Annotated in this window: 22 protein-coding genes; 13 read left to right on the top strand and 9 right to left on the bottom strand. The window is 63.0% G+C overall.

Translation table 11 applies throughout. The features are described from left to right. Positions 1-65: 65 nt before the first annotated feature. From WG907_RS16005 to WG907_RS15995, 3 genes are all read left to right on the top strand, one after another. The gene (locus WG907_RS16005) at positions 66-2291 is read left to right on the top strand and encodes a TonB-dependent receptor (protein WP_340234364.1); all 2226 of its coding nucleotides are present in this window, start codon (positions 66-68) and stop codon (positions 2289-2291) included. 66 nt (positions 2292-2357) lie between these two features. Continuing rightward, positions 2358-3623: an MFS transporter gene (locus tag WG907_RS16000; RefSeq protein ID WP_340234363.1), complete on the top strand. Its 1266-nt coding sequence runs from the start codon at positions 2358-2360 to the stop codon at positions 3621-3623. 123 nt (positions 3624-3746) lie between these two features. Beyond that, positions 3747-3980: a hypothetical protein gene (locus WG907_RS15995; protein ID WP_340234361.1), complete on the top strand. Its 234-nt coding sequence runs from the start codon at positions 3747-3749 to the stop codon at positions 3978-3980. A gap of 9 nt (positions 3981-3989) precedes the next feature. Here the strand turns inward: WG907_RS15995 and WG907_RS15990 are convergent, their stop codons facing one another. Genes WG907_RS15990 through gyrB form a run of 3 tightly spaced genes read right to left on the bottom strand, consistent with a single transcriptional unit; the run spans position 3990 to position 7794 of the window. After that, the gene (locus WG907_RS15990; protein ID WP_340234359.1) at positions 3990-4745 is read right to left on the bottom strand and encodes an SDR family NAD(P)-dependent oxidoreductase; all 756 of its coding nucleotides are present in this window, start codon (positions 4743-4745) and stop codon (positions 3990-3992) included. Between the two features lie 35 nt (positions 4746-4780). Further along, positions 4781-5293 (bottom strand): COG3650 family protein, encoded by a 513-nt coding sequence (locus tag WG907_RS15985; RefSeq protein ID WP_340234358.1) that lies wholly within the window; start codon positions 5291-5293, stop codon positions 4781-4783. A gap of 11 nt (positions 5294-5304) precedes the next feature. Beyond that, positions 5305-7794 (bottom strand): DNA topoisomerase (ATP-hydrolyzing) subunit B, encoded by a 2490-nt coding sequence (gyrB, locus tag WG907_RS15980; protein ID WP_340234357.1) that lies wholly within the window; start codon positions 7792-7794, stop codon positions 5305-5307. An 86-nt stretch (positions 7795-7880) separates the two neighbouring features. On the opposite strand from gyrB, the gene WG907_RS15975 reads away from it, so the two are divergent. Then, positions 7881-8390: a hypothetical protein gene (locus WG907_RS15975; protein ID WP_340234356.1), complete on the top strand. Its 510-nt coding sequence runs from the start codon at positions 7881-7883 to the stop codon at positions 8388-8390. A gap of 3 nt (positions 8391-8393) precedes the next feature. Here WG907_RS15975 and yczE read toward each other — a convergent pair whose 3' ends face one another. Beyond that, a complete protein-coding gene (gene yczE, locus WG907_RS15970; protein ID WP_340234355.1) occupies positions 8394-8996 on the bottom strand; it encodes a membrane protein YczE in 603 nt (200 codons plus the stop codon). Between the two features lie 90 nt (positions 8997-9086). On the opposite strand from yczE, the gene yczR reads away from it, so the two are divergent. After that, complete coding sequence (gene yczR, locus WG907_RS15965) at positions 9087-10550, top strand: MocR-like transcription factor YczR (protein ID WP_340234354.1); 1464 nt, start codon at positions 9087-9089, stop codon at positions 10548-10550. 55 nt (positions 10551-10605) lie between these two features. Here the strand turns inward: yczR and ppa are convergent, their stop codons facing one another. Then, entirely contained in the window at positions 10606-11145 is a 540-nt protein-coding gene (gene ppa, locus WG907_RS15960) for an inorganic diphosphatase (protein ID WP_340234353.1), read from the bottom strand. A gap of 36 nt (positions 11146-11181) precedes the next feature. Next, a complete protein-coding gene (locus WG907_RS15955; protein ID WP_340234352.1) occupies positions 11182-13113 on the bottom strand; it encodes a M61 family metallopeptidase in 1932 nt (643 codons plus the stop codon). Between the two features lie 172 nt (positions 13114-13285). Between WG907_RS15955 and hisS the strand changes: the two genes are divergently transcribed. The 7 genes from hisS to WG907_RS15920 all read left to right on the top strand — a co-directional run bounded on the left by hisS (position 13286) and on the right by WG907_RS15920 (position 19161). Next, positions 13286-14626: a histidine--tRNA ligase gene (gene hisS, locus WG907_RS15950; protein ID WP_340234350.1), complete on the top strand. Its 1341-nt coding sequence runs from the start codon at positions 13286-13288 to the stop codon at positions 14624-14626. Positions 14627-14773: 147 nt separating this feature from the next. Then, a complete protein-coding gene (gene prfA / locus WG907_RS15945; RefSeq protein ID WP_340234349.1) occupies positions 14774-15865 on the top strand; it encodes a peptide chain release factor 1 in 1092 nt (363 codons plus the stop codon). Continuing rightward, positions 15862-16683 carry a peptide chain release factor N(5)-glutamine methyltransferase gene (prmC, locus tag WG907_RS15940; RefSeq protein WP_340234348.1) on the top strand — a complete coding sequence of 274 codons (822 nt, stop codon included), beginning with the start codon at positions 15862-15864 and terminating at the stop codon, positions 16681-16683. Before prfA ends, prmC begins: the two co-directional genes overlap by 4 nt. A gap of 295 nt (positions 16684-16978) precedes the next feature. Beyond that, positions 16979-17917 carry a DUF4167 domain-containing protein gene (locus WG907_RS15935; protein WP_340234347.1) on the top strand — a complete coding sequence of 313 codons (939 nt, stop codon included), beginning with the start codon at positions 16979-16981 and terminating at the stop codon, positions 17915-17917. A gap of 129 nt (positions 17918-18046) precedes the next feature. Then, entirely contained in the window at positions 18047-18355 is a 309-nt protein-coding gene (locus WG907_RS15930) for a hypothetical protein (protein ID WP_340234345.1), read from the top strand. After that, positions 18337-18603: a hypothetical protein gene (locus tag WG907_RS15925; protein ID WP_340234343.1), complete on the top strand. Its 267-nt coding sequence runs from the start codon at positions 18337-18339 to the stop codon at positions 18601-18603. The genes WG907_RS15930 and WG907_RS15925 overlap by 19 nt, the downstream gene beginning before the upstream one ends. A 249-nt stretch (positions 18604-18852) precedes the next feature. Beyond that, positions 18853-19161 (top strand): hypothetical protein, encoded by a 309-nt coding sequence (locus WG907_RS15920; RefSeq protein ID WP_340234341.1) that lies wholly within the window; start codon positions 18853-18855, stop codon positions 19159-19161. Here the strand turns inward: WG907_RS15920 and WG907_RS15915 are convergent, their stop codons facing one another. After that, positions 19162-19563 (bottom strand): acyl-CoA thioesterase, encoded by a 402-nt coding sequence (locus WG907_RS15915; protein ID WP_340234339.1) that lies wholly within the window; start codon positions 19561-19563, stop codon positions 19162-19164. It lies immediately after the preceding gene. Further along, entirely contained in the window at positions 19553-19852 is a 300-nt protein-coding gene (locus WG907_RS15910) for a hypothetical protein (protein WP_340234338.1), read from the bottom strand. Before WG907_RS15910 ends, WG907_RS15915 begins: the two co-directional genes overlap by 11 nt. A gap of 75 nt (positions 19853-19927) precedes the next feature. Here WG907_RS15910 and WG907_RS15905 point away from each other — a divergent pair, with 75 nt between their 5' ends. After that, positions 19928-20356 carry a CBS domain-containing protein gene (locus tag WG907_RS15905; RefSeq protein ID WP_340234336.1) on the top strand — a complete coding sequence of 143 codons (429 nt, stop codon included), beginning with the start codon at positions 19928-19930 and terminating at the stop codon, positions 20354-20356. A gap of 22 nt (positions 20357-20378) precedes the next feature. On the opposite strand, the gene WG907_RS15900 is transcribed toward WG907_RS15905, so the two are convergent. After that, positions 20379-21866 carry a lipopolysaccharide biosynthesis protein gene (locus tag WG907_RS15900; protein WP_340234334.1) on the bottom strand — a complete coding sequence of 496 codons (1488 nt, stop codon included), beginning with the start codon at positions 21864-21866 and terminating at the stop codon, positions 20379-20381. Positions 21867-21930 lie beyond the last annotated feature (64 nt).

Genomic DNA, 21930 nt, shown 5'->3' with positions numbered 1-21930 from the left:
CATAATGTCAAAATATGGGGAGAGATTTCATGGAGAGGCGTCATTTAGCTGGAATAGGATATGCTATGATCGCGCTGATGTCGACTTCGGCATTGGCGCAGCAGCCTGGTTCTTCTTCGCCCGCAGCATCGGCTGGTACTGAAAACAGGACGGCAAATCCCGTCGGTCTGGAAGACATCGTGGTCACCGCTCAAAAGCGGAGCGAAAATCTTCAGGATGTCCCGATCGCGGTCTCGGCCGTGACGGAACAGGCTTTGACCAACGCCAATATCCGCAGCACCACAGGTTTACAGGTCGCGGTTCCCGGCCTCGTCGCCTATCAGACCGTGACGTCTTTTCAGCCCTTCATCCGCGGGGTTGGCAGCAATATATCGAGCGTCGCTTATGAAAGCCCCGTCGCGGTCTATCTGGACGGGGTATATCTTTCATCCAAATCCTCCGCGATCTTCGATCTCGGGACGATCGAGCGGATCGAGGTCATCAAGGGGCCGCAGGGCACGTTGTTCGGACGCAACGCTACGGGCGGCGCGGTCAATGTCGTGACCCGGCGACCTGGCGAGCAACTCGAATATGGCGGTGAGGTCGGCCTCGGCCGGTTCGACGAATGGGCCGCCAAAGGCCATCTCTCCGTGCCAGTCAGCGATACGCTGAAACTGGCTGTATCCGGCTCCTTCCGCAACGATGACGGCTACATCAAGGATATCTTGAGCGGTCGCACGGTGGGGAATGTCAATAATTATGCCGTCATGGCGAAACTGTTGTGGTCGCCGTCCGATCGACTGGATGTAGAGGCGACTTATCTCCGATATAAAACAGATAATAATGCCGGCGTCCTGACTCATAACAAGCGCGGCATGCATGTGGCATTCCCCGCCGGCACCATCAATGCGACGGGCGATTATCAGTCTTCCTTCGATTTCATTCCGGTCATTGGGGCCAGATCGCAGATCGGGATCGGCAAAATCAGATATGGGCTGACCGACAAGATCGATCTGGTCTCCACGACCGCCTATCAGGATGCCAAAGCGAACATCACGGTGGACGCGGACCGCACATCGGCAGCCAGACAGTTCGCTATTCAGGGTGAAAGCAGCAAGTCGATTTCCGAAGAACTCCAACTGACGTCCAGCGGCAATGATCGTCTTTCCTGGATATTGGGCCTATTCTATTACAAAAACGTCGCCAGGATCGATCCTTCGGGATTTAGTGTCGGCGTCTCCAATGGTTTTGATCCGGCGACCCTGTCGGGCTTGCCATTCGTTGCGCCCTATGTCTCGTTCACCCATGCGAGAATGCCGACCGAGGCCAAGGCCGTTTATGCACAGGCGACTTATGGCGTCACCGACCGCGACCGCGTGACCGTTGGCCTGCGTTTTAGCGAGGACCGCAAGGGGCTGCGCAATTACAACACTTATATCAATCGAACCGGGGCGGAAGTCATCGTGCCCGGCCGAAGCGCCGATACGCATAAGACGTTCAGGAAGCTGACCTGGCGCCTTGCCTTTGATCACAAGTTCAATGACGATATTCTGGGCTTCATCAGTTATAATCGCGGCTTCAAGAGCGGCGGTTATGTGCCGACGGCGATCGCGACGGCGAGCGGTCAGCCGGCCGCGCTGGAACCCGAAGTTCTCGACGCATATGAAATCGGTTTGAAAAGCGAGCTGTTCGACAGAAGGGTTCGCCTCAATCTCTCAGGCTTCTTCTATAAATATAACGATATCACGGTCCAGTTCGTGGACCCGGTCACCGTCCAGAGCCAGTTGCGCAACGCCGCCAAATCGGAAATCTACGGCATCGACAGTGACCTTACCGTGGTCGTCAATGATGCACTCAATCTGCGGGCGTCGGCGACGTATCTTCATGCCGAATACAAGAAATTCCCCAACGCCGCCGTGTTCGTGCCGGCGCCGTCCGGCGCCGCCGTGGCGATCAGCACCAACGCGTCGGGGTCTGATCTCACATTCGCGCCCAAATGGACCGTCAGTCTGGGGTTCGACTATAAGACCATCCTGCCAGGCGGCTCGTCCATCCTGCTCAGCTCATCCTATTATTATAATGACGGCTTCGACACGCAGCCACTCAGGGGACCGCTGTCGATCCCGTCCTGGTCGAATGTCACCGCGTCGGTGACGTGGCGCACGGCCAACGACAAATATTTCGTTCGGGTCTGGGGCGACAATCTCACGAACGAAAAGCGCCCCATGTATACATTTGGGAATAATTTCGGCTTTTCCGAAGTATTCGCCAAGCCGATCACCTATGGGGCGAGCATCGGCTTTAATTTCTGATCCGCCTGATGGCTGGCAGAATGATGCGACCGTTCAAAGCCACGGCGCGACCGGAAAGGTGCAGGCATGACTGAAGGCGTAAGCAACCCTGTAGCCTTTCCAGCCGCGTCTCGCCATCAGGGGGAGTTTCAGCGGGGATGGACGATCCTGATGCCTGCGATCGTCGGTTGTGCCTTTTGCATGGGCACGCTGGCCACCATTTCCATCGGGCCATTCGTAACCGCACTTGGCCGGGACATGGGGTGGAGCAGGACCGCCGTTCAGATGTCGCTGCTTTTCGGGCAGGGTTTCAGCAGCCTGGGCGTGATCGCGACCGGTCTGCTGCTGGACAGGGTCGGCGCGCGGCGGTTGGCGCTTGTCGGCCTTTTGGCAACGGCCCTTGGTCTGGCGCTGATATCCTTTGTTCAGTCGATCCTGCAATTTTATGCGATCATGGCGTTGACCGCGCTGATCGGCTCGGGCGCCAGTGCTATCACCTGGTCGCGCGCGGTCACCGCCGCGTTCGACAAGAACAGGGGGCTTGCCCTCGCCATCGTCCTGTCCGGTGCCGGCATCGCGGGCGTTTTTCTGCCCTCCTTCCTCGCCTGGGTGATCGGGGGCCATGGTTGGCGGACGGGCTATCTGGCGCTGGCCTGCCTACCTGCGCTCGTCGCCATGCCGATCGTCTTTCTTATGTTCAGGCCGGCGGAAACATCTGCGATACGGGTCCGGCCGGATAGTGGCGAGCCACATTCCCGGTCGGGACGCGCTCGAAGCGGCATGTTCTTGCAGTACAGGTTCTGGGTGCTGCTGATCTCCATTTTCTGCACCTATTGCGCGATCTCGGGCGTCATGCCGAATTTCATTCCGGCGTTGACGGATAAGGGCATGACCCTTGAGCGCGCGGCGATAGCGCAAGGCGCGTTTGGCGCGTCCCTGATCCTGGGCCGGCTCGTTGTCGGCTTCCTTGTCGATCGCTTCTGGGCCCCCGCGATTGGGGCAGTTTTTCTGACGCCGCCGGCATTGGGCTGCTTGCTCCTGACCTGGGACCCGGGCTTTTCAGCGGCGGTGACCGCAGCCTTGCTGATCGGGCTGGCGACAGGGGCCGAGCTTGACCTGTTGGCGCTCCTCACATCGCGATATTTCGCGCCGCATTTGTTTTCCAAAGTCTATTCCTGGGTCTATGCGGCCGCTGCATGCGCAGGCGCGGCGAGCCCTATGATGTTTTCGTGGCTTCGTGACCTGACAGGCAGTTATGACGCCAGCTTTTACATGACGGCCGCCCTCTTTCTGGTGGGCGGGGCGATGCTGCCCACCTTGGGGAAATATCTGGAAAAAGCAGACGACAGATAAGGGGGACCGCGACGGCCATTCGCCTCGACGGGTCGCGGACGTGGCGGATCGTCATCGACTGCTTACCGGCATGACCGGACGGCGCTGTTCTTCTGCGCTTTCAGCATTTCGATGAAGGCCGGTATGGCAGCGGCGGTCGGCATCGCCCTTCCACTGGTCGCATGGCTGCGTTTCGATCCCGCCGCGAAATCGAACGCGCCCAAAGCGCTGAGGAATCTGCTCTACGTCTTAGCGCTCGGCCCTGCGCTGGCGCATATGCTATCGGCCTGGCTCATCCATCACTTCCCGCTCGACGAGGCTGAGCACGGCAGAATTCGCCGCTCTCTCGCCGAACGGGACCGGGATGCGCCCACTTGAGGGCGAATGCTATTTGGAACGCCAGCCGCCGTCGACGCGCAGCAAGGTGCCGGTGATGAAGCTGGCCGCGTCGGAGGCCAGGAACAGGACCGGCTCGGCGATTTCCTCGGGCGCGGCGAAGCGGCCGAGCGGCGTCACCGCCTTGACCTGCTCGTCGACGCCGGCAAAGTCCATGACCTCGAATATGTTCGTCAGCACGCCGCCCGGTGCGATCGCGTTGACACGGATGCCGCGCGCCGCCACTTCGCAGGCCAGCTGGTTTACAAGGCCCGTCACGCCATATTTGGAGGCCGTATAGGCCACCCCTCCCGCGAGTCCGCCGAGACTCGCGACCGACGAGGTCATGACGATATTGCCTTTCGTCCGCGCGAGGTGCGGCAGCGCGGCGCGCGCGCCGTAAAAGCAGCCCGACAGATTGACCGAGATGTTCCGGTGCCACAATTCGTCCGACATATCTTCGCAGGGCGTCCCCATGTCGATGACGGCGGCGTTGCCGAAATAGACGTCGAGCTGTCCGAACAGGGCGATGGCGCGGTCGAACATGCCGTCGATCTGCGCGCGCTCGCTGACGTCGACCTGATGGGCCTCGGCGCTGCCCGACGCCTGCCGGATGATCTGTGCTGTTTCCTCGGCGCGATCCCGAACGATGTCGGCGACGAGCACATTGGCGCCCTCACGGGCGAAGGCCACCGCCGTAGCGCGCCCGATCCCTGAGCCGCCGCCGGTCACGATCACCGACTTCTCTTTGAACCGCTGCACCAACATCGTTCGTCTCTCCATCTTCGATTTTTAAGGCGAGGTCAGGGTTCTTCCCGAACACCGCCACAGCCCTTGAGCGTCCCCTCGCCAAAGGCGATCTGCACGCTATCGGACCAGATCGCATCGCTCATGCCGTCGCTGCACGGGCCGGCGCTGACCGTCATGGCGAAGCCTTCGCCCCGATAGCGGATGGCATTGGCATCATCCGAGCGGGTAACCGCGACATCGAGCGGCAGCCTGTCCGGGCGCTCCAGCACCGCCGTCGACCCGCGCAGCGTCACGGCCCAGAAAGGCTCGGTGCCGATGGCGCGATAATCGATCCGTGCCGGGGGTCCAGAAGCGGACCCTGACTTCAGGGCTGGCCCTCTCGGCGACGATCGAGGCGCGGGATCGACCACCGCGATCGCATTGGCCGCCTGTACTACGCCGATCTGCGCAGAGCTGATCGGCGTAGTAGCAACGGCGCGATTGGCCGGCGGGCTGCGTCCGTCCTCGTCGTCACAGCCGGCAAGGATAAGCGGCAGCAGGGCCCCCATCGTTAAACAGGCGCGCATCGCCGCCTGCCTTACACGTCGAGATTGGCGACGTTCAGCGCATTGTCCTGAATGAATTCGCGGCGTGGCTCGACGATATCGCCCATCAGCCGGGTAAAGATTTCGTCGGCAATGTCGGCTTGCTCCACCTCCACGCGCAGCATGGACCGATTTTCGGGATCGAGCGTGGTTTCCCACAATTGTTCGGCGTTCATTTCGCCCAGACCCTTATAGCGCTGGATCGCAAGGCCCTTACGCCCGGCGGCGAGTATCGCCTCCAGCAATTCGCTCGGCCGCGTGATCAGGGTCGATCCCTTGGCGGGGGCGGCGGGCAGTTCATCGTCGCCCGGATCTTCCTGCACGGCGATGGCCTTGGCCGAAACGAGGCGGCTCGGGCTGCGATAGCTCGACGCTTCCTCGGACGCCGTGCTGTGCAGCTTGCGCGCCTCGGCTGACCCCAGAAAGCCATGTTCGATGACATGATGGTCGGTAACACCGCGCCACAGCCGTTCGAAATGAAAGCCGCCACCCTCGGCGATTCGACCGGTCCATTTGCCCTCGGCGTCATGCTCGCCCATCCACACGACCGCCGCGATCAGCCGTTCGGCCTGCTGCGCCTCGGACAGTTCCGGGTCGAGCCCCCCCGTAAGGCTGAGCGCCTCGATGATCGTCGGATCATAGCGGCGCGGCACATAGCGCATCACGGCGCGCATGCGCCGGGCATGGTCGACCAGCGATTTGAGATCATTGCCGGTTCGCGGACCGCTGCCACCTTCCAGCACCATCGAATCAGCGCCATTGTCGACCAGATATTGCTCCAGCGCCGCGTCGTTCTTGAGATAAAGCTCGCTGCGCCCGCGCGTGGCCTTGTAGAGCGGCGGCTGGGCGATGAAGAGGTGCCCGGCCTCGATGATCTGCGGCATCTGGCGATAGAAAAATGTCAGCAAAAGCGTGCGGATATGCGCGCCGTCGACATCCGCGTCGGTCATGATGACGATCTTGTGATAGCGCAGCTTGTCGAGGTTGAAATCGTCGCGGATGCCGGTGCCCATCGCCTGAATCAGCGTGCCGACCTCCTTGGACGAAAGCATCTTGTCGAACCGCGCGCGTTCCACGTTCAGAATCTTGCCCTTTAGCGGCAGGATCGCCTGATTGTGGCGGTTACGGCCCTGTTTCGCCGAACCGCCGGCCGAATCGCCCTCGACCAGGAACAGTTCCGACTTGGCGGGGTCACGCTCCTGACAATCGGCGAGCTTGCCGGGCAGGCTGGCGACGTCGAGCACACCCTTGCGCCGCGTCAGTTCGCGCGCCTTTTTGGCGGCTTCTCGTGCGGCGGCTGCGTCGATAATCTTCTGCACGATCATCTTGCCGTGCGCCGGATTTTCTTCGAGCCATTCGGCCATCTTGTCCGCCATCAGGCTTTCGAGCGGCTGGCGCACCTCGCTGCTGACCAGCTTGTCCTTGGTCTGGCTGCTGAATTTCGGATCGGGCAGCTTGACCGACACGATGGCGGTCAGCCCCTCGCGCATGTCCTCTCCGGTCAGCGATACCTTCTCCTTCTTCATCGCGCCGGATTTTTCAGCGTAATTATTGAGCGTGCGGGTCAGTGCCGCGCGGAAGGCGGCCAGATGGGTGCCGCCGTCGCGCTGAGGAATGTTGTTGGTGAAACAAAGGACGTTCTCGTAATAGCTGTCGTTCCATTCCAGCGCGACGTCGATCGTCACATCGTCGCGCGTGCCCGAAATCGCGATCGGCTCCGGCATCATCGACGCCTTGTTGCGATCGAGATATTTGACGAACGCCGCGATGCCGCCTTCATAATAGAGCTCGACCGTCTTGCTTTCCTCGTGCCGCGCGTCAGTCAGGAACAGGCGGACGCCGCTGTTGAGGAAGGCCAGTTCGCGATAGCGATGCTCCAGCTTGTCGAAATCATATTCGGTCACATTCTTGAACGTCTCGGTCGAGAACATGAAGGTGACCTTCGTGCCCTTCTGACCCGCAGCAGCCGGCCCCAGCACCTTGAGCGGCGCTTGGGCGTCGCCGTTGCGAAAGCGCATCCAATGTTCCTGCCCGTCGCGCCAGATGTTGAGCTCCAGCCAGTCGGACAGCGCGTTGACCACGGACACGCCGACGCCGTGCAAGCCGCCAGACACCTTATAGGCATTGTCGTCGCTGGTATTCTCGAACTTCCCGCCCGCGTGGAGCTGGGTCATGATGACCTCGGCCGCCGACACGCCTTCCTCGCTATGGATGCCGGTCGGGATGCCGCGACCATTGTCGGTCACGCTGACCGAACCGTCGGGATTGAGGACGATGTCGATCCGGTCGCAATGGCCCGCCAGCGCCTCGTCGATCGCATTGTCGCTGACTTCGAACACCATATGATGCAGGCCCGACCCGTCGTCGGTGTCGCCGATATACATGCCGGGCCGCTTGCGCACGGCGTCCAGGCCTTTCAGCACCTTGATGCTGTCGGCGCCATATTCGTTGCTGTTGGGATTTGCTTGGCTGTCTTCGCTCATGGGCCAGCATATAGGGAATGCGCCTGCGAAACTAAAGCAAAACATGCCGGCTTCCGCCGGGGCGAGGGGAGGTCTATCAGGCAGGGATGCGCGCCATTCTCATCCCGATATTATTGCTCGCCGCCTGTTCGAGCAGCAGCGACGTGCTGGAGGAACTGCCTAACAGTTCGCTCGCAGGCGCACCGCGCGCGGATGTGCCGGAAAGCCGAATGGATGCCCCGGTCGCGCGGCCCGTCACGATCGGCGAGGACGGCGCGCGTTTCGCCGCCTGCGGAACGGTGGGCCGGGTGACGCGTGCGGGCGGAGGGGGCATCGCCTTACGTGCCGCGCCATTTGATGAGAGCGTGGAGACAGGCCGGCTTGCCGAAGGCGACCGCACCTTCGTCTGCACCCGCAGCCTCGACCAAAAATGGTTGGGCGTCGTCGTCATTCCAGCCCCCCCGGCAGCGGATAAGGCGAATAAGGATGTAGCCGGTGCCGACGCTCCCGCCACCGATTGTGGCGTATCCGGACCAGCAGATCGCAAGCAAGCCTATAGCGGGCCTTGCGCCAGCGGCTGGGTGTCGAGCGCGGCGATCCGACTGGTGTCGAACTGAGCTTTATGCCGGAGCGGCGGGTGGTCGATCGCGGATCGTGAAAAAAGGCAGGCTGTGGTGGACGATCCAGCCGATGCTCACGGCATAAAGCACGGTGCCAATGCCGACAGTACCGCCGAGCAGCCAGCCGATGCCAAGTACCGCGATCTCGATTCCGGTGCGCACCCTTTTGACCGACCAGCCGGTACGGCGACAAAAGCCGGTCATCAGGCCGTCGCGTGGCCCGGGGCCGAGGCCAGCGCCGATATAGGCGCCGCCGGCAATGCCGTTAAGGAGGATCCCGGCGATCAGCCAAGCGGCGCGCATCGCATACCCTGCTGGCGTCGGCAGGATCATCAGGCTCAGGTCCACAGCCGTGCCGATCACCACGATATTGCAAACGGTGCCGATACCCGGCCGCTGGCGCAGTGGCCACCACAGTAGCAGAACGACCGAGCCAATCAGATTGACCGTCATGCCGAAGCTCAGACCAAGGCGCGGTGCGAGCCCCTGGTGCAGCACATCCCATGGATCTAGGCCGAGGTTCGCGCGCAACAGCAGCGCCATCGCAAAGCCATAGAGGACGAGACCCCAGCTCAGTTGGAAAAGACGGCGGCGGATCATCATGAAGACCAGCAATAGTCAAAGTGGCATTTTACCAAATGGCCAATATGGGATAATTGGCTTGACTGTCACCGGCTATCGGATGCCAATATCATGTCTACATCGTCCCTCCGTCCACCCTCCCTGATCCGCCAGCTTGGCGCATGGCGTGCCACGGAAAGCCCTGAACCCGCCTATCGTCAGCTCGCTCGCGCGCTTAGGATGCTCGTGCTCGACGGGCGGGTCGCGCTCGACGTGCGCCTGCCGGGTGAACGGGAACTGGCAGCGGCGCTGGGCCTCAGCCGCACCACCATCGCCGCCGCCTTCGACCGGCTGCGCGAGGAGGGGTATCTCGAAAGCCGGCAGGGCTCTGGCAGCGTCACGCGCCTGCCGCCGGGCCGGACGGAGCCGACGATAGCAGAGCCTGACAGCCCGACCGGCGGCAATCTGTTCAACTGGACCCACGCGGCGTTGCCCGCGTCCCCCGGCGTCGCCCGCGCCTGTCAGGCGGCGGTCGAGGCGTTGCCCGCTTATCTTGGCGAGCTTGGCTATGATCCGCTCGGGCTTGCGCCGCTGCGTCGCGCGATCGCGGCGGATTTCGAGCGGCGCGGCTGTCCGACGGGCGCGGACCAGATCATGGTCACCAACGGCGCGCAGCAGGGATTTGCGCTGCTGTTGCAATGGCTGGCCGGGCCGGGCGACCGGGCGGTGATCGATCATCCGACCTATCATAATGCGATCCAGGCGTTGCAGCGCGCCCATGTCGTGCCCGTGCCGGTCGGATTGCCGCGGCAGGGCTGGGACATCGACGCGATGGATGCGGCCTTCCGCCAAACGTCCCCGCGCTTTGCCTATATCATCGCCGATTTTCATAACCCGACCGGCCGGTCGATGGACCCGGCGACGCGGCGGGCATTGGTCGCCGCCGCCATGCGCAGCCACACGCCGCTGATCATCGACGAGACGATGATGGCGATGGGGCTGGACTTCATGGCCCCGCCGCCGGTCGCCACACATGACCCTTCCGGCCGGCATGTCATCACCATGGGGTCGGCGAGCAAGCTGTTCTGGGGCGGGCTGCGGGTCGGCTGGATCCGCGCCGACCCGCAAACCATCGCTGCGCTCGGCCGGTTGCGCACGACCATGGACATGGCCAGTCCCGTGGTCGAACAGCTTGCCGTGGCGCATCTGATCGACGCCGATCAGGGGCTGGGCGCGCGCGCGGACATGCTGCGAGCGAGGCGGGATCATCTGCTTGGGCTGCTGGAGCGACATTTGCCGCATTGGCGGGTCGAATCGCCCGCCGGCGGCCTGTCACTCTGGGCTGAGCTTCCCCATGCGGAGGCCACCGCGCTCGCGGCGCTGGCAGAAAGCCATGGCGTGCGCATCGCGCCGGGGCCGCGCTTTGGCGTGAACGGCGCGTTCGAGCGATTCCTGCGTCTGCCCTTCGCCGTCCCGGAGGAGCAGATGGCAATGGGCGTCGCGCGCCTCGCCGAAGCAGACGCGCGCTTGCATGCCCGCGCGCCACGAGGTCGTGATTCGTTGGCGCTGGCGCTGGAAGCTGATCGACTGATCTGACGCAAAAAAGGGGGCCGCGCAGACTGTTCGCGCGGCCCCCTTTCGATCTTTTGTATCAGGCGGTCTTGCCGGCCTTGTAGCGGGCGATCGCTTCCAGCGTGATGCGCTTGGCGTCTTCCGCGCCGCCCCAGGTGCCGACGCGCACCCACTTCTGCTTTTCCAGATCCTTATAGTGGGTGAAGAAATGCTCGATCTGCTCCATCACGATGCCGGGCAGATCGTCCTTCTCGCTGATGTCCGCATAATAGGGGAAAGTCTTGTTGTCGGGTACGCACACCAGCTTCTCGTCGCCGCCCGCTTCGTCTTCCAGGTTCAGCACGGCGATCGGCCGCGCACGCACGACCGATCCGGGCACGAAGGGCGAACGCGCGATGACCAGCGCGTCGAGCGGATCGCCATCGGGCGACAAAGTGTGCGGCACGAAACCATAATTGGCCGGGTAGCGCATCGGCGTATGCAGGATGCGGTCGACGAACAGCGCGCCGCTGGCCTTGTCGAATTCATATTTTACCGGCTCGCCGCCGATCGGCACTTCAATGACGACGTTCAGGCTGTTCGGTGGATCGTCGCCGACCGGGATCAGTTCGATATTCATGAAAGGGCCTTCTGCTAACGTTAGGGCGCGGGGTGATTATGTTTTCGGTTTGAGCAGCCGGTCCAGGCTGCCCTCACCCTCTCCTGTCTTTTCGAGGCGCGGATAGCGCAGGCCATCCCAATAAGCGAGGGACAATATCCGGTAATATTTGTCCTGCCGGACGATGATCTGGATCGGTTTTCGAACCGTCTGCGCGGCCTTGATCGCCGCTTTGAAGCCATCGGACGAATATTCGTCGCCATTGACCGCAACGATCTTCGTGCCCGTCGCGAGGCCTGCCCTGAAAGCAGCACTGTCCCACGTAATGCCGCTGATCTCGCCGTCATTCTTGATGGTGAGCCCTATGCCGAAGCTCTGGTCCACCATCTTTTGCGCGCTTTCGGCGCTGCGCGTGATCGCGCCCGGCGTATCGCCATAGACCAGCTTGTAACCGCCAAGAGCGAAGCCGCCCTTGGGGGACTCCTTCGTCGTGGCATCGACGCGGCTCTTGAAGAAGCCGTCCCAGTCATAAGGCGCGACGCCGTTTAAGGTCCTGACGACCTCGTCGCGATTATAAACGACTTGGCCCCAATCGCCGGGATTGATCCCGAAAAAGGCGCGCGCGAAATCGTCGAGGCCCCTCTTGCCGCCGGTCTGCCGGCGAAGGATCGCGTCCGCCTCCAGCCAGATCATCAGCCCTTCATTATAATAATCCTCCGACCGCTGCCAGCTGGCCCAGCCTTTGGGCCGGCGGGCCGAGATGATCGGATCGTGGGTCGTATCCTCCATCGCGCGCCATTCGCGCCCCCTGGCGGTATCGAGCTTCGCCGCGATATGCGCATAGGCGTCGAGCGTTTCCTGCTTGGTGAACAGCCCCGATCGCGCGCCCAGCACATAGCCCCAAAATTGCGTCTGGCCTTCATAGACCCACAAAAGATTGTCCTGCATCGGCGTGCGGAAATCGGGGGTCCATAGCAGATCGGGGCGGCGGAACTTGCCGTCCCAGCTATGGGTGAATTCATGCGGCAACAGGTTGCGGTCGAGCAGCGCGTCGGCATCGCCCGGCTTTTTGAAATAGCCCGGCTCGACCTGATTTTCGGAACTGCGATGATGTTCGAGGCCGATGCCCCCCATCTCGTCGGTGATGGCGAGAAGGAAATCATAATGGTCGAAATGATAAGCGCCGAACAGCGACCCCGCTTCGGCCACCAGTTTCCTGTGCTTCTCGATCTGGTCGGGCTTTGCGTCCAGTTCGTCGGCGTCGTCGGCGACGATGTTGAGCGTGACGTTGTGACCAAGATCGACCGCCTTGTAATGGACCCCGGCGAACACCGGCGAATCCTGCAAGGCTTCATAATCGATTACGTCATAAGCGATGGTGTCGCCGGTTCGCCTGCCCCGCAGCGCGCTCGCCGCCTGCCAGCCGGCCGGGTAGGTGACGGTCGCCTGCACCGGGATCTGCCGGGTATAATAGCCCGCCGGGTAGAGCGAGACGGATTCCCACTGGATGTTGAGCATCTTGGGCGTCACCACGACCCGGCCCTGATTGGGCATGGTGGCCGACAGGAATTGGAATTGTGCCACCACCTGCTTCGCGCCCTGAGGCACGTCGATGCGGAAAGCGTAGACGTCGAGCGGATCGCGCGTCCAGGCGAGCGGCTTGCCATCGGCGGTGAAGCTGAGCCCTGCGAGCTTGTCGATCTGGCCGCGCGGGGCATGATTGCCGGGCAGCCACTGGGGCATTAGCAATGTCATCGGGCCGGCCGCCGCGACGGGGATCGTTTCGCGTACGCGAAAGATTCGCTGCATCGTGTCGGTCGCGTCCACCTCCAGCCGGATCGTGCCGCCGGGATAGGGCGCGTCGCGCGGCGCCGGGGTCGCATCGTTTATGACAGGCGCCGTCGGCCGAGCGCGGATCGCGTCCTGCGCGGCGAGCGGGCCGGTGAGCGTCGTGGAGAGGAAGAGGGCGGCAGCCAGGCTGCGGATCATGCGGGTCTCCGGTGGACGAACGGGGGAGGGACGAGGGATATGCAGCATGACGAGGCGAACCGCCGTCGTCCACCCCCTCGCGATGATCCGATCACGCGCCTGGAGAACGCTGGGGCGACCGCGCAAAAATCGCGTTTCCACGAGAGGCGATTATCGCTAATGCCCCCGACCCATGGCTAAAAACGAAACGCCGCGCCCAAAAACCCCAAATGCGGTGCGTGGTACACAGGACATGCTCGGCGGGACCAAGGATGCGTTTGCGGAACGCTTCACCCATGTCATCGCTACGTTCGACCGGGTGCGTAAGCTTTACGGCTTCCAGCGCGTCGAGGTGCCGGTGTTCGAAGCGACGGCGGTATTCGCCCGGTCGCTCGGCGAAAGCACCGACGTCGTGTCGAAGGAAATGTACACGTTCGAGGACAGGGGCGGGGATTCGATCACGCTGCGCCCGGAATTCACCGCCGGGATCGCCCGCGCCTATATTACCGAAGGCTGGCAGCAATATGCGCCGCTCAAGGTCGCGACCCACGGCCCGTTGTTCCGCTATGAACGCCCGCAAAAAGGCCGTTTTCGCCAGTTCCACCAGCTAGACGCCGAAATTATCGGTGCGGCCGAGCCGGGGGCTGACGTCGAACTGCTGGTATTCGCCGACCAGTTGCTTAAGGAATTGGGGATTGCAGATGGCGTGACGCTGACGCTCAACACGCTGGGCGACGCCGCGAGCCGGGAGGCATGGCGGGTGGCGCTGATCCGGCATTTCGAAGCGCATCGCGATCAGTTGTCGGAAGAAAGCCTCGACCGGCTGGCGCGCAATCCGATGCGCATCCTTGATAGCAAGGACCCGCGGGATCGCCCCGTGGCCGACAGCGCGCCGGGGATCGACGCCTATCTGACCGACGAGGCGCTGACATTTTTCGACAAGGTGACAGCGGGCCTGAAGGCAGCGGGCGTCGATTATCAACGTAACGACCGGCTCGTGCGTGGCCTTGATTATTATCGCCACACCGCGTTCGAATTCGTCACCGACCGGCTGGGCGCGCAGGGCACCGTGCTGGGCGGCGGGCGTTATGACGGACTGATCGAGAATCTGGGCGGGCCGGCGACGCCTGCGGTCGGCTGGGCGGCGGGGATCGAGCGGCTGGCGATGCTGGTGGATGCGCCGGAGATCGCCAAAGCAAATTTTGCCGTCATTGTTGAGTCCGACGATCTCATTTCGGCCGGTTATGACGTGGCCAGCAGGATTTGGCGATCGTCTTTATCCTGCGAGGTGACGGCGACGGGGTCACCCAAAAAACGGTGGGAGAAGGCAACGCGATTAAAGAACCCTGACATTGCGATCTCCATATCATCGGAAGTCACGGCCGATCGACCAAATCTCCGTGTCCGCTATTATGCAAAGTATCCGCAGATCGAAATGCCGTCGGACGACGTGCTGCATTCAATGTTTGGATCGCGCTATAACTTGCAGATCGAGCGCCAGCCTATAACGCTTTGGGCGGACCGGCCTGTCTGATGCCCCCTTTGGCTAATCCCGCATACCCGCCCCCGCTCGCCCTGAGCTTGTCGAAGGGCTCGGCTGAGCCGCAGGCGAAGCCACTTCGCTTCGCTCAGCAGAGGGCTTCGACTTCGCTCAGCCCGAACGGATAAGTGGACAAACCTTATGCACATCTCGCCTGAACGCATCGCGCAGATCGAGGCGCGCCGGGACGAGGTGCAGGCGTCGATGACGCGCGCCGATCTGGCGGCGGACGAGTTTGTGCGGCTGTCGAAGGAATATGCCGAAATCGAGCCGGTCGCGCGGGCGGCGCATGAGGTGCGGCGGCTGCGGCAGGAACTCGCCGCGCTCGACTATATGGCTGGCGGCGCGGATGCGGACGCCGATCCGATGATGCGCGACATGGCGCAGGAGGAAATGCAGCTCCTCAAAGGCCAGCTGCCGCTGGCCGAGCGGGCGCTGGCGCTGCAATTGCTGCCCCGCGATTCGGCCGATGCGCGCCCCGCCATGCTGGAAATCCGCGCCGGCACCGGAGGCGACGAAGCGGCGCTGTTCGCGGGCGACCTGTTCCGCATGTATCAGCGCTTCGCCGACGCGCAGGGCTGGAAGATGGACCTGATCAGCGCCAACAGCTCGGAAGCGGGTGGTTACAAGGAAGTGGTGGCCAGCATCACCGGCACGGGCGTGTTCGCCAAGCTCAAATTCGAGAGTGGCGTCCACCGGGTTCAGCGCGTGCCCGTCACCGAAAGCGGCGGTCGAATCCACACCTCGGCAGCGACCGTGGCGGTGCTGCCCGAACCCGAAGAAGTCGACGTGCACATCGCCGATGGCGACCTCAAGATCGACATCTATCGCGCATCGGGCGCTGGCGGACAGCATGTCAACACCACCGATTCGGCGGTGCGCATCACCCATTTGCCGTCGGGCCTCGTCGTCATCCAGCAGGACGAGCGGTCGCAGCACAAGAACAAGGCCAAGGCGATGCAGGTGCTGCGCGCGCGGCTTTACGAAGCCGAGCGCGAGCGCGCGCACAGCGAACAGGCCGGCGCGCGCAAGGCGATGGTCGGTTCGGGCGACCGGTCCGAGCGCATCCGCACCTATAATTTTCCGCAGGGGCGGGTCACCGACCATCGCATCAACCTGACGCTGCATCGCCTGCCCGAAATATTGGAAGGGCCGGGCCTCGCCGAAGTCATCGACGCGCTGGTGGCGGAGGATGAAGCGGCGCGGCTCGCGCAACTGGACGGGGTGGGGTGAGGGCCGCAGAGGCGCTGCGCGGGGCTGCCGCCCGTCTTGCCTCCGTCAGCGATTCGCCCCGGCTCGATGCGGAGCTGCTTCTTGCCCATGCGCTCGGCCTGCCCCGCAACGATCTGCTGTTGCGCCAGCATGACCTTGACGCCCCCCCGACCTATGATGCGTTTGTCGAGCGCCGCCTCGGCTATGAACCTGTCGCCTATATTATCGGGGCCCGTGATTTCTGGACGATCAGCCTCGCTGTCACGCCCGACGTTTTGATACCCCGGCCCGACAGCGAAACCCTGATCGAGGCGGCCGTCGCGCATTTTTTGGTGCGGTCACCCGCGACCATATTGGACCTGGGCACCGGCTCGGGCGCGCTGCTGCTGGCTGCGCTCGACCAGTGGCCGCAAGCGCGAGGCCTCGGCGTCGATATCTCCCCCGCCGCGCTCGATGTGGCCCGCGGCAATGCGGACCGGCTCGGCATGGGCGACCGGGCCGATTTCGCGCCTGGCGACTGGGGCGAGGGGATCGAGGGCTGCTTCGACCTGATGCTGATCAACCCGCCCTATATCGCACGAGACGTCCCGCTCGCTCGCGATATCCTGCGAGAACCGCATGGCGCCTTGTTCGCCGGGCTCGAGGGGTTGGACGACTATCGCCGCATAGCCCCGCAATTGCCGCGCCTCATCGCGCCCGGAGGCATGGCGGCGATCGAAATCGGGTTCGATCAGCGGGACAGCGTCTCAGCACTGCTCCATGCGCAGGGGCTGGATGTCGCGGTGCATCGCGATCTTGCCGGGCATGATCGGTGTCTGGTGGCAACGAGAAAGCTGTGATTTACGCGAGATCAAGCGAAATTTGCTTGGTTTATGCCCCGAAACCCACTACATGGCATGCAGGAGCGGCACTATATTTGGATTTGGCCTTCAGGGCCATTGATGGAAAAGCCGTTTTTCTCAGCTCCTAAAAGCCATGACGGCGCTGCTGCGCAAGCGCCTCTGGCAATGAGGGATGGCTCCTGCGAGCTTTCCCCTGCGGAGCCATATCCGGTTCGACGAGCGGGCCGGAATGGGGTGGCGACTGAACAATGTTTTCAGTGAAGTATGTCTTAGTGAACGCAAGGACCATGTCTTGATCAACAACAGGCAGGCCGGCCGTCGCAATCGCGGCCGGAATAACGGGCGCCCCAACGGTGGTACTAACCGGGGCGGCGGTGATAATGGTAACCGCATCGACAATCGCGCGCGTGGCAACGCGACCCAGCTTCTTGAAAAATACAAGAATATGGCGCGTGACGCGCAGATGGCGGGCGATCGCGTAAACGCCGAATATTATCTTCAGTTCGCCGACCATTATTTCCGTGTCCTCGCCGATAATCGCGCGCGTCAGGAAGAACAGCAGGGCCGCTATCGTCGCCCTGACGAGGGCATGGACGAAGAGAATGAGGATTTCGACGGCAATGACGATGCCGGCGAAGATAGCCGCTTCGATCCTCCGCAGCAGACGCCGCGCTACCAGGAGCGCGAATGGCAGAATGACGGCCGCGATCGCGGGAATGACCGGAGCAATGAACGCAACGGCGAGCGGAACAATGACCGGGCCAGTGATCGGGAACGCAGCGATAATCGCGGTTATGATCGCTCCGGCGGTCAATCTGCGGATCGCTCCGGCGAGCGCTCCAATGACAGGTCCGGCGAACGGCCCAATGATCGTGATCGCGGTAACGAGCGCCGTGATCGCAACCGTCGCGAGCGCCCGGTTTCGCAGTCTGTCACCCAGCAGTCCCCTGTGGAGCAGGGCGCGGTGGAACAGCCACAGGCGGCCCCGTCCGCACCCCTGCCCTCAGCGCCGACCGTCGCAGCCGAGCAATCGGCCGAAGCACCTCGTCCGCGTCGTGGCCGTCCGCCTCGTCAGCCGGCACCAGTCGATCAGGGTGAAAAGCTGAGCGAAGGTCTCGACCTCGCCGTGCTGCCGCCGTCGATCGCGCGGGCCGATAATGACAGTGAGGCCGCCGAAGCGCCGCGCAAGCGCGTCCGTCGGCCGCGTCCTACGACCGAGGCGGCCGAATAAGCCATAACGTCCAGGCCGTGTGGCAACGGCGGCACGAAAAGGGGATGGCGCTGGCGTGCCATCCCCTTTTTTCTGCCGCTTTCCAAGTGCAGCCGGATGCGGCACAAGATCGCCATGCGGGGAGAGACGATGATGATCAGAGCCGTTCGCCATTTATGCATCATCCTATGTGGCTTGCCCGCCATCACTTTCGCCCAGGCGAGCGCATCCGATCCGACGGGCGCATCGGGGCAGGGTGACGTCGCCGTCACCCTCTATAATGACATTCTGGCGCTGATGCAGGATATACGCTCGATCGCTATCCCTGCCGGTATCGCGCGCATCAAATTTCCCGACGTGTCGGCGCAGATCCGCCCCGAAACACTCTCCTTCGCCGCCGATGGCGCGGCATCGTCGAGCAGAATTTGGACTTCGACCTCTTGTCGCCCGCCAAACTGATGGAAAAGGTCATCGGCCGCACCGTCACCATCATGCGCATCAATCCCGCTACCGGCGCTGAACCGCGCGAGCAGACGCGGGTGCTGAGCGTCAATGGCGGAGCGGTTCTTTCCCTGACCAGCAAGACCGATCACGCGACGGTGGCCGATGTGACGCTGACCTATATCGCCACGGGGTTCACTGAAGCGCGAACTATGTCGGCCGCCTGTCCGCCACCGGCGACCGGATGGACCCGTTCGGCTGGATGACGGTCGCCAATAATGGTGAAATCGGGTTCCCCGGCGCGCAATTGCTGGCCGTTGCCGGGCGGTTGGATCGCCGGTCGCACTATCGCGCGCTCTCGTCGAACCCCCGATACCAGCGTTCAACCTGCAATGCTGGCCGATGGGCACGACGACAGTGACCTGTCATCGGCTCTTCCGCAATGACGCAAACTCCGGTGTCGGCCTGCCGCTGGTAGCGTCGCGCTGTTTGCGCCAGTGGGTGCTGAATCGCTGGTGCTGAGCGAATCGACGCTGGGCGACCATGCCGTCGACGAAAATGTGGAAATGGCGGCTGGCGACAGCGCGCCCGTGCGGTTCGCCGTGACACGCAAAGCCGGAACGAAACGCCGGTTTTTGCACGCGCATTTCAGTAACGCGACCTCCCGCCCCGTCGGGATCGAGGTGAAGATCGCACGGACGGACGACACGCCCGTCTCGCCCGCGCGCGGGTTGCTTCGCAAGGATGGCGACTGGCTGTGGCGGACGACCGTGCCAGCGAACGCTACGGCGACCCTCGACTATGATGCCCCGGCGGTGGACTGATCAGGCTGGCGGGAGCAACCGGGGCCGGTGGTCTTCGTCAAGCGCCACGAAAGTGAACAGCCCGCTGGTCAGGTGCACGTCCGTCATCGCCGCGCCGCGATTGGCGACCACGTCGATGCGGATCGCGATCGACGTCCGGCCGCGCCGTTCCTCATGGGCGAAGACCGACACGATGTCGCGCAGCAGGATGGGCGCGATGAAATGCATGCTCTCGACCGCGACGGTTGCGACCGGCCCCTGTGCGATCCGGTGCGCGACGATGCCCCCCGCTATATCCATCTGGCTCAAGACCCAGCCGCCGAAGATATGGCCGTTGGCGTTGATGTCGGTTGGCCCCGGCACCACGCGCAGGATGGGCACGCCGCCCCCGGATGCGCTCGTTCCGCTCGTTTCAATCGTCAATGTTCACCTCGCCTTTCAGTCTGTCGATTACCTGCTCGTCATGTCCCGTGCCGCTCGACAGGAAAACGAGCGCCATCAGGCCGGTGCCCAGCATGAAGGTGCACCATGTCCCGATGACCGTGGCGATGATCATATGCAGTGGCAGCGGTCCGGCCCACCAACGCAATGCGCCGAGCGCCAGCCCGACGCAGACGGCGCCGCCGAGCGCCATCCAGACCATCATCCGCCGAAACCGCCCCCAGGCGGTAGCCGCGATAACAGGGTCGTCGAGCGCTTGCTTGCGAGTCATCCCTTTTCTTTGGGGTGTTAAAGTGGGATCATCAAGCACCCGGACCTCATGTCCGTACGAAAAGGGAGAGTGACCATGACCGTTGCGGCGATTTTGCGGGGCAAAGGCAAGGATGTGGTTCAGGCCCGGCCCGGCGATAGCGTCCTCTCCGTGGTGAAGCTGCTGGCCGAGCATCGCATCGGCTGCGTGCCCGTGGTCGACGACGGTACGGTGGTGGGCATATTTTCCGAACGCGACCTCGTCTATCGCGTCGGCGCGGACGGGCCAGGCGTGCTCGACCGGCCGGTGAGCGAGGTCATGACTTCACCGGCGATCACGATCGACACCGAAACGCCGGTGATTTCGGGCCTGTCGCTGATGACGAAGCGGCGGATCCGCCATCTGCCGGTGGTCGTGGATGGCGCGCTGGTGGGGCTGATCTCGATCGGCGATCTCGTCAAACACCGCATCGACGGGATCGAATCGGAAGCGGCAGCTCTTCGCAACTATATCGCCACCGCCTGAGCGACATGCTGATAAGGGCCGATCAGGCCGGGGGGATTGCGGGCGGCGCTTTGCGAGTCACCAGGGTCACCAACTCCATCAGCGTACCGCGCGCGCACAGCATCAGGGCGGCGAGAAAAGCGACGCCGCCTGTCGGGACCAGTATCCCGAGCAGGATCGGCGCGGGCAAAGGCGGTAGCGCCCAATCCACCGCCAGCACGACGCCGGCCATCAAAGCCGAACAGCCAATGCCCGGTGCGGCCGCGCGGATCACGTCGCTGATCCGCAAGCCCATCGGTGCGCCCGCGAGTCGGGCGGTCACCGCCGTGAGGATGGGAAAGGCAGCTAGCCATGCCCAGGCCAGACCGATGGCGCCGAAGCGAATGCCGATTAGGAAGGCGGCCGGCATCAGGATCGCACCCACCGCAGCGATCCGCGCGGTCGTGCCGGGGCGACCGACAGCATTGCTGACCGGCGCGAACATCACCTGAAGCGTCATGAACGGCATGGCGAGCGCGAGAATCGCGACGAAGGGCGCCATGGCGAGCCATTTGACTCCGAACAATGTCTCGACCAGCGGCTCTGCCGTCACCGCCATGCCGAGATAGACCGGGCATGACATCAGCAGCAGCAGACGCACGGCCTTGCAGAACGACCAGGCGATCCGGTTCGGGTCCTTTTGCATCCGTGCATAGGCTGGGAAGGCGACGTCGTTGAGTGGCGGAATGAATTTGCTGACGAAAATCTGCGTCAGGAACAGTGCTTCGGCATAGAGGCCCAGTTCATGCGCGCCGAGCACGCGGCCACCAATGAAAATATCCGCCTGGCTCTGCACAATCCAGAAGAGCTGGCCGCCGAGCAACGAGGCGCCATAGGTCACCATGGCGCCCGTTCCCCGGAAATCGAAGCTGGGGATCGGGCGGAAGCCGGTGACGATGACGTAGCCGATCGCCTTGACCCAGAAACCCGCGATCGGCGCGAACACTAATGTCCACACGCCCCAGCCTGACAGTGCCCCGACCAGCGCCGTGGCGGCTGACGCGATGGCCGCGATCAGATTGACGAGCGCCGGACGGCGAAAGTCGAGCGCCCGCCCCATGATCGCCTCGGGAATCGAGAGGAAAGGGGTGGACAAGTAGAGCAGGGCCTGAACCCGCAGCAGCGAAGCGACCATGGGTTGGTCATAATAGTCCGCGGCGATTGGCGCTATTAGCAGCTGCGCGATCGCAAGCCCGCCATTGAGCAGCAGCATGATTCCGAAAGCCTGACGCAGCCGGTGCGAATCGAGCGAGTCGGATTGCACCAGGGCGCTGACGAGACCGTAGCCGTTCAGGAAGGTAGCGAAGTTCAAAATCACCTGGGTCATGGCGAAAAGCCCGTAATCGGCAGGATCCAGCAGGCGGATCACCGCCAATGTCACGACCCAGCTGAGCATTTGTGACAGGATCTGGCTGCCCGATCGCCAGAAGATAGCGCTCCTTACGCGCGTACCGAAACCGGCGTCGTCCGCATCTGCATCCTGCAAACCCATGTTAGTCGCCTTAAATCCCGGTCCTTGCGTGGCCGTAGCCCCTTTAGCCGCTGTCTTCTCAAAA

Origin of the sequence: Sphingobium fluminis, assembly GCF_037723805.1 — a bacterium.
Classification (GTDB): domain Bacteria; phylum Pseudomonadota; class Alphaproteobacteria; order Sphingomonadales; family Sphingomonadaceae; genus Sphingobium.
The sequence above is the reverse complement of the archived record's forward strand: the minus strand, read 5'-3'. Positions and strand labels throughout refer to the sequence as shown.

Excerpts from the sequence above, each read along its gene's own strand:
- WG907_RS16005 (WP_340234364.1), top strand. The coding sequence starts at position 66 with ATGATCGCGCTGATGTCGACTTCGGCATTGGCGCAGCAGCCTGGTTCT.
- WG907_RS16000 (WP_340234363.1), top strand. The coding sequence starts at position 2,358 with ATGACTGAAGGCGTAAGCAACCCTGTAGCCTTTCCAGCCGCGTCTCGC.
- WG907_RS15995 (WP_340234361.1), top strand. The coding sequence starts at position 3,747 with ATGGCAGCGGCGGTCGGCATCGCCCTTCCACTGGTCGCATGGCTGCGT.
- WG907_RS15990 (WP_340234359.1), bottom strand. The coding sequence starts at position 4,745 with ATGTTGGTGCAGCGGTTCAAAGAGAAGTCGGTGATCGTGACCGGCGGC.
- WG907_RS15985 (WP_340234358.1), bottom strand. The coding sequence starts at position 5,293 with ATGCGCGCCTGTTTAACGATGGGGGCCCTGCTGCCGCTTATCCTTGCC.
- gyrB (WP_340234357.1), bottom strand. The coding sequence starts at position 7,794 with ATGAGCGAAGACAGCCAAGCAAATCCCAACAGCAACGAATATGGCGCC.
- WG907_RS15975 (WP_340234356.1), top strand. The coding sequence starts at position 7,881 with ATGCGCGCCATTCTCATCCCGATATTATTGCTCGCCGCCTGTTCGAGC.
- yczE (WP_340234355.1), bottom strand. The coding sequence starts at position 8,996 with ATGATGATCCGCCGCCGTCTTTTCCAACTGAGCTGGGGTCTCGTCCTC.
- yczR (WP_340234354.1), top strand. The coding sequence starts at position 9,087 with ATGTCTACATCGTCCCTCCGTCCACCCTCCCTGATCCGCCAGCTTGGC.
- ppa (WP_340234353.1), bottom strand. The coding sequence starts at position 11,145 with ATGAATATCGAACTGATCCCGGTCGGCGACGATCCACCGAACAGCCTG.
- WG907_RS15955 (WP_340234352.1), bottom strand. The coding sequence starts at position 13,113 with ATGATCCGCAGCCTGGCTGCCGCCCTCTTCCTCTCCACGACGCTCACC.
- hisS (WP_340234350.1), top strand. The coding sequence starts at position 13,286 with ATGGCTAAAAACGAAACGCCGCGCCCAAAAACCCCAAATGCGGTGCGT.
- prfA (WP_340234349.1), top strand. The coding sequence starts at position 14,774 with ATGCACATCTCGCCTGAACGCATCGCGCAGATCGAGGCGCGCCGGGAC.
- WG907_RS15930 (WP_340234345.1), top strand. The coding sequence starts at position 18,047 with ATGATGATCAGAGCCGTTCGCCATTTATGCATCATCCTATGTGGCTTG.
- WG907_RS15910 (WP_340234338.1), bottom strand. The coding sequence starts at position 19,852 with ATGACTCGCAAGCAAGCGCTCGACGACCCTGTTATCGCGGCTACCGCC.
- WG907_RS15905 (WP_340234336.1), top strand. The coding sequence starts at position 19,928 with ATGACCGTTGCGGCGATTTTGCGGGGCAAAGGCAAGGATGTGGTTCAG.
- WG907_RS15900 (WP_340234334.1), bottom strand. The coding sequence starts at position 21,866 with ATGGGTTTGCAGGATGCAGATGCGGACGACGCCGGTTTCGGTACGCGC.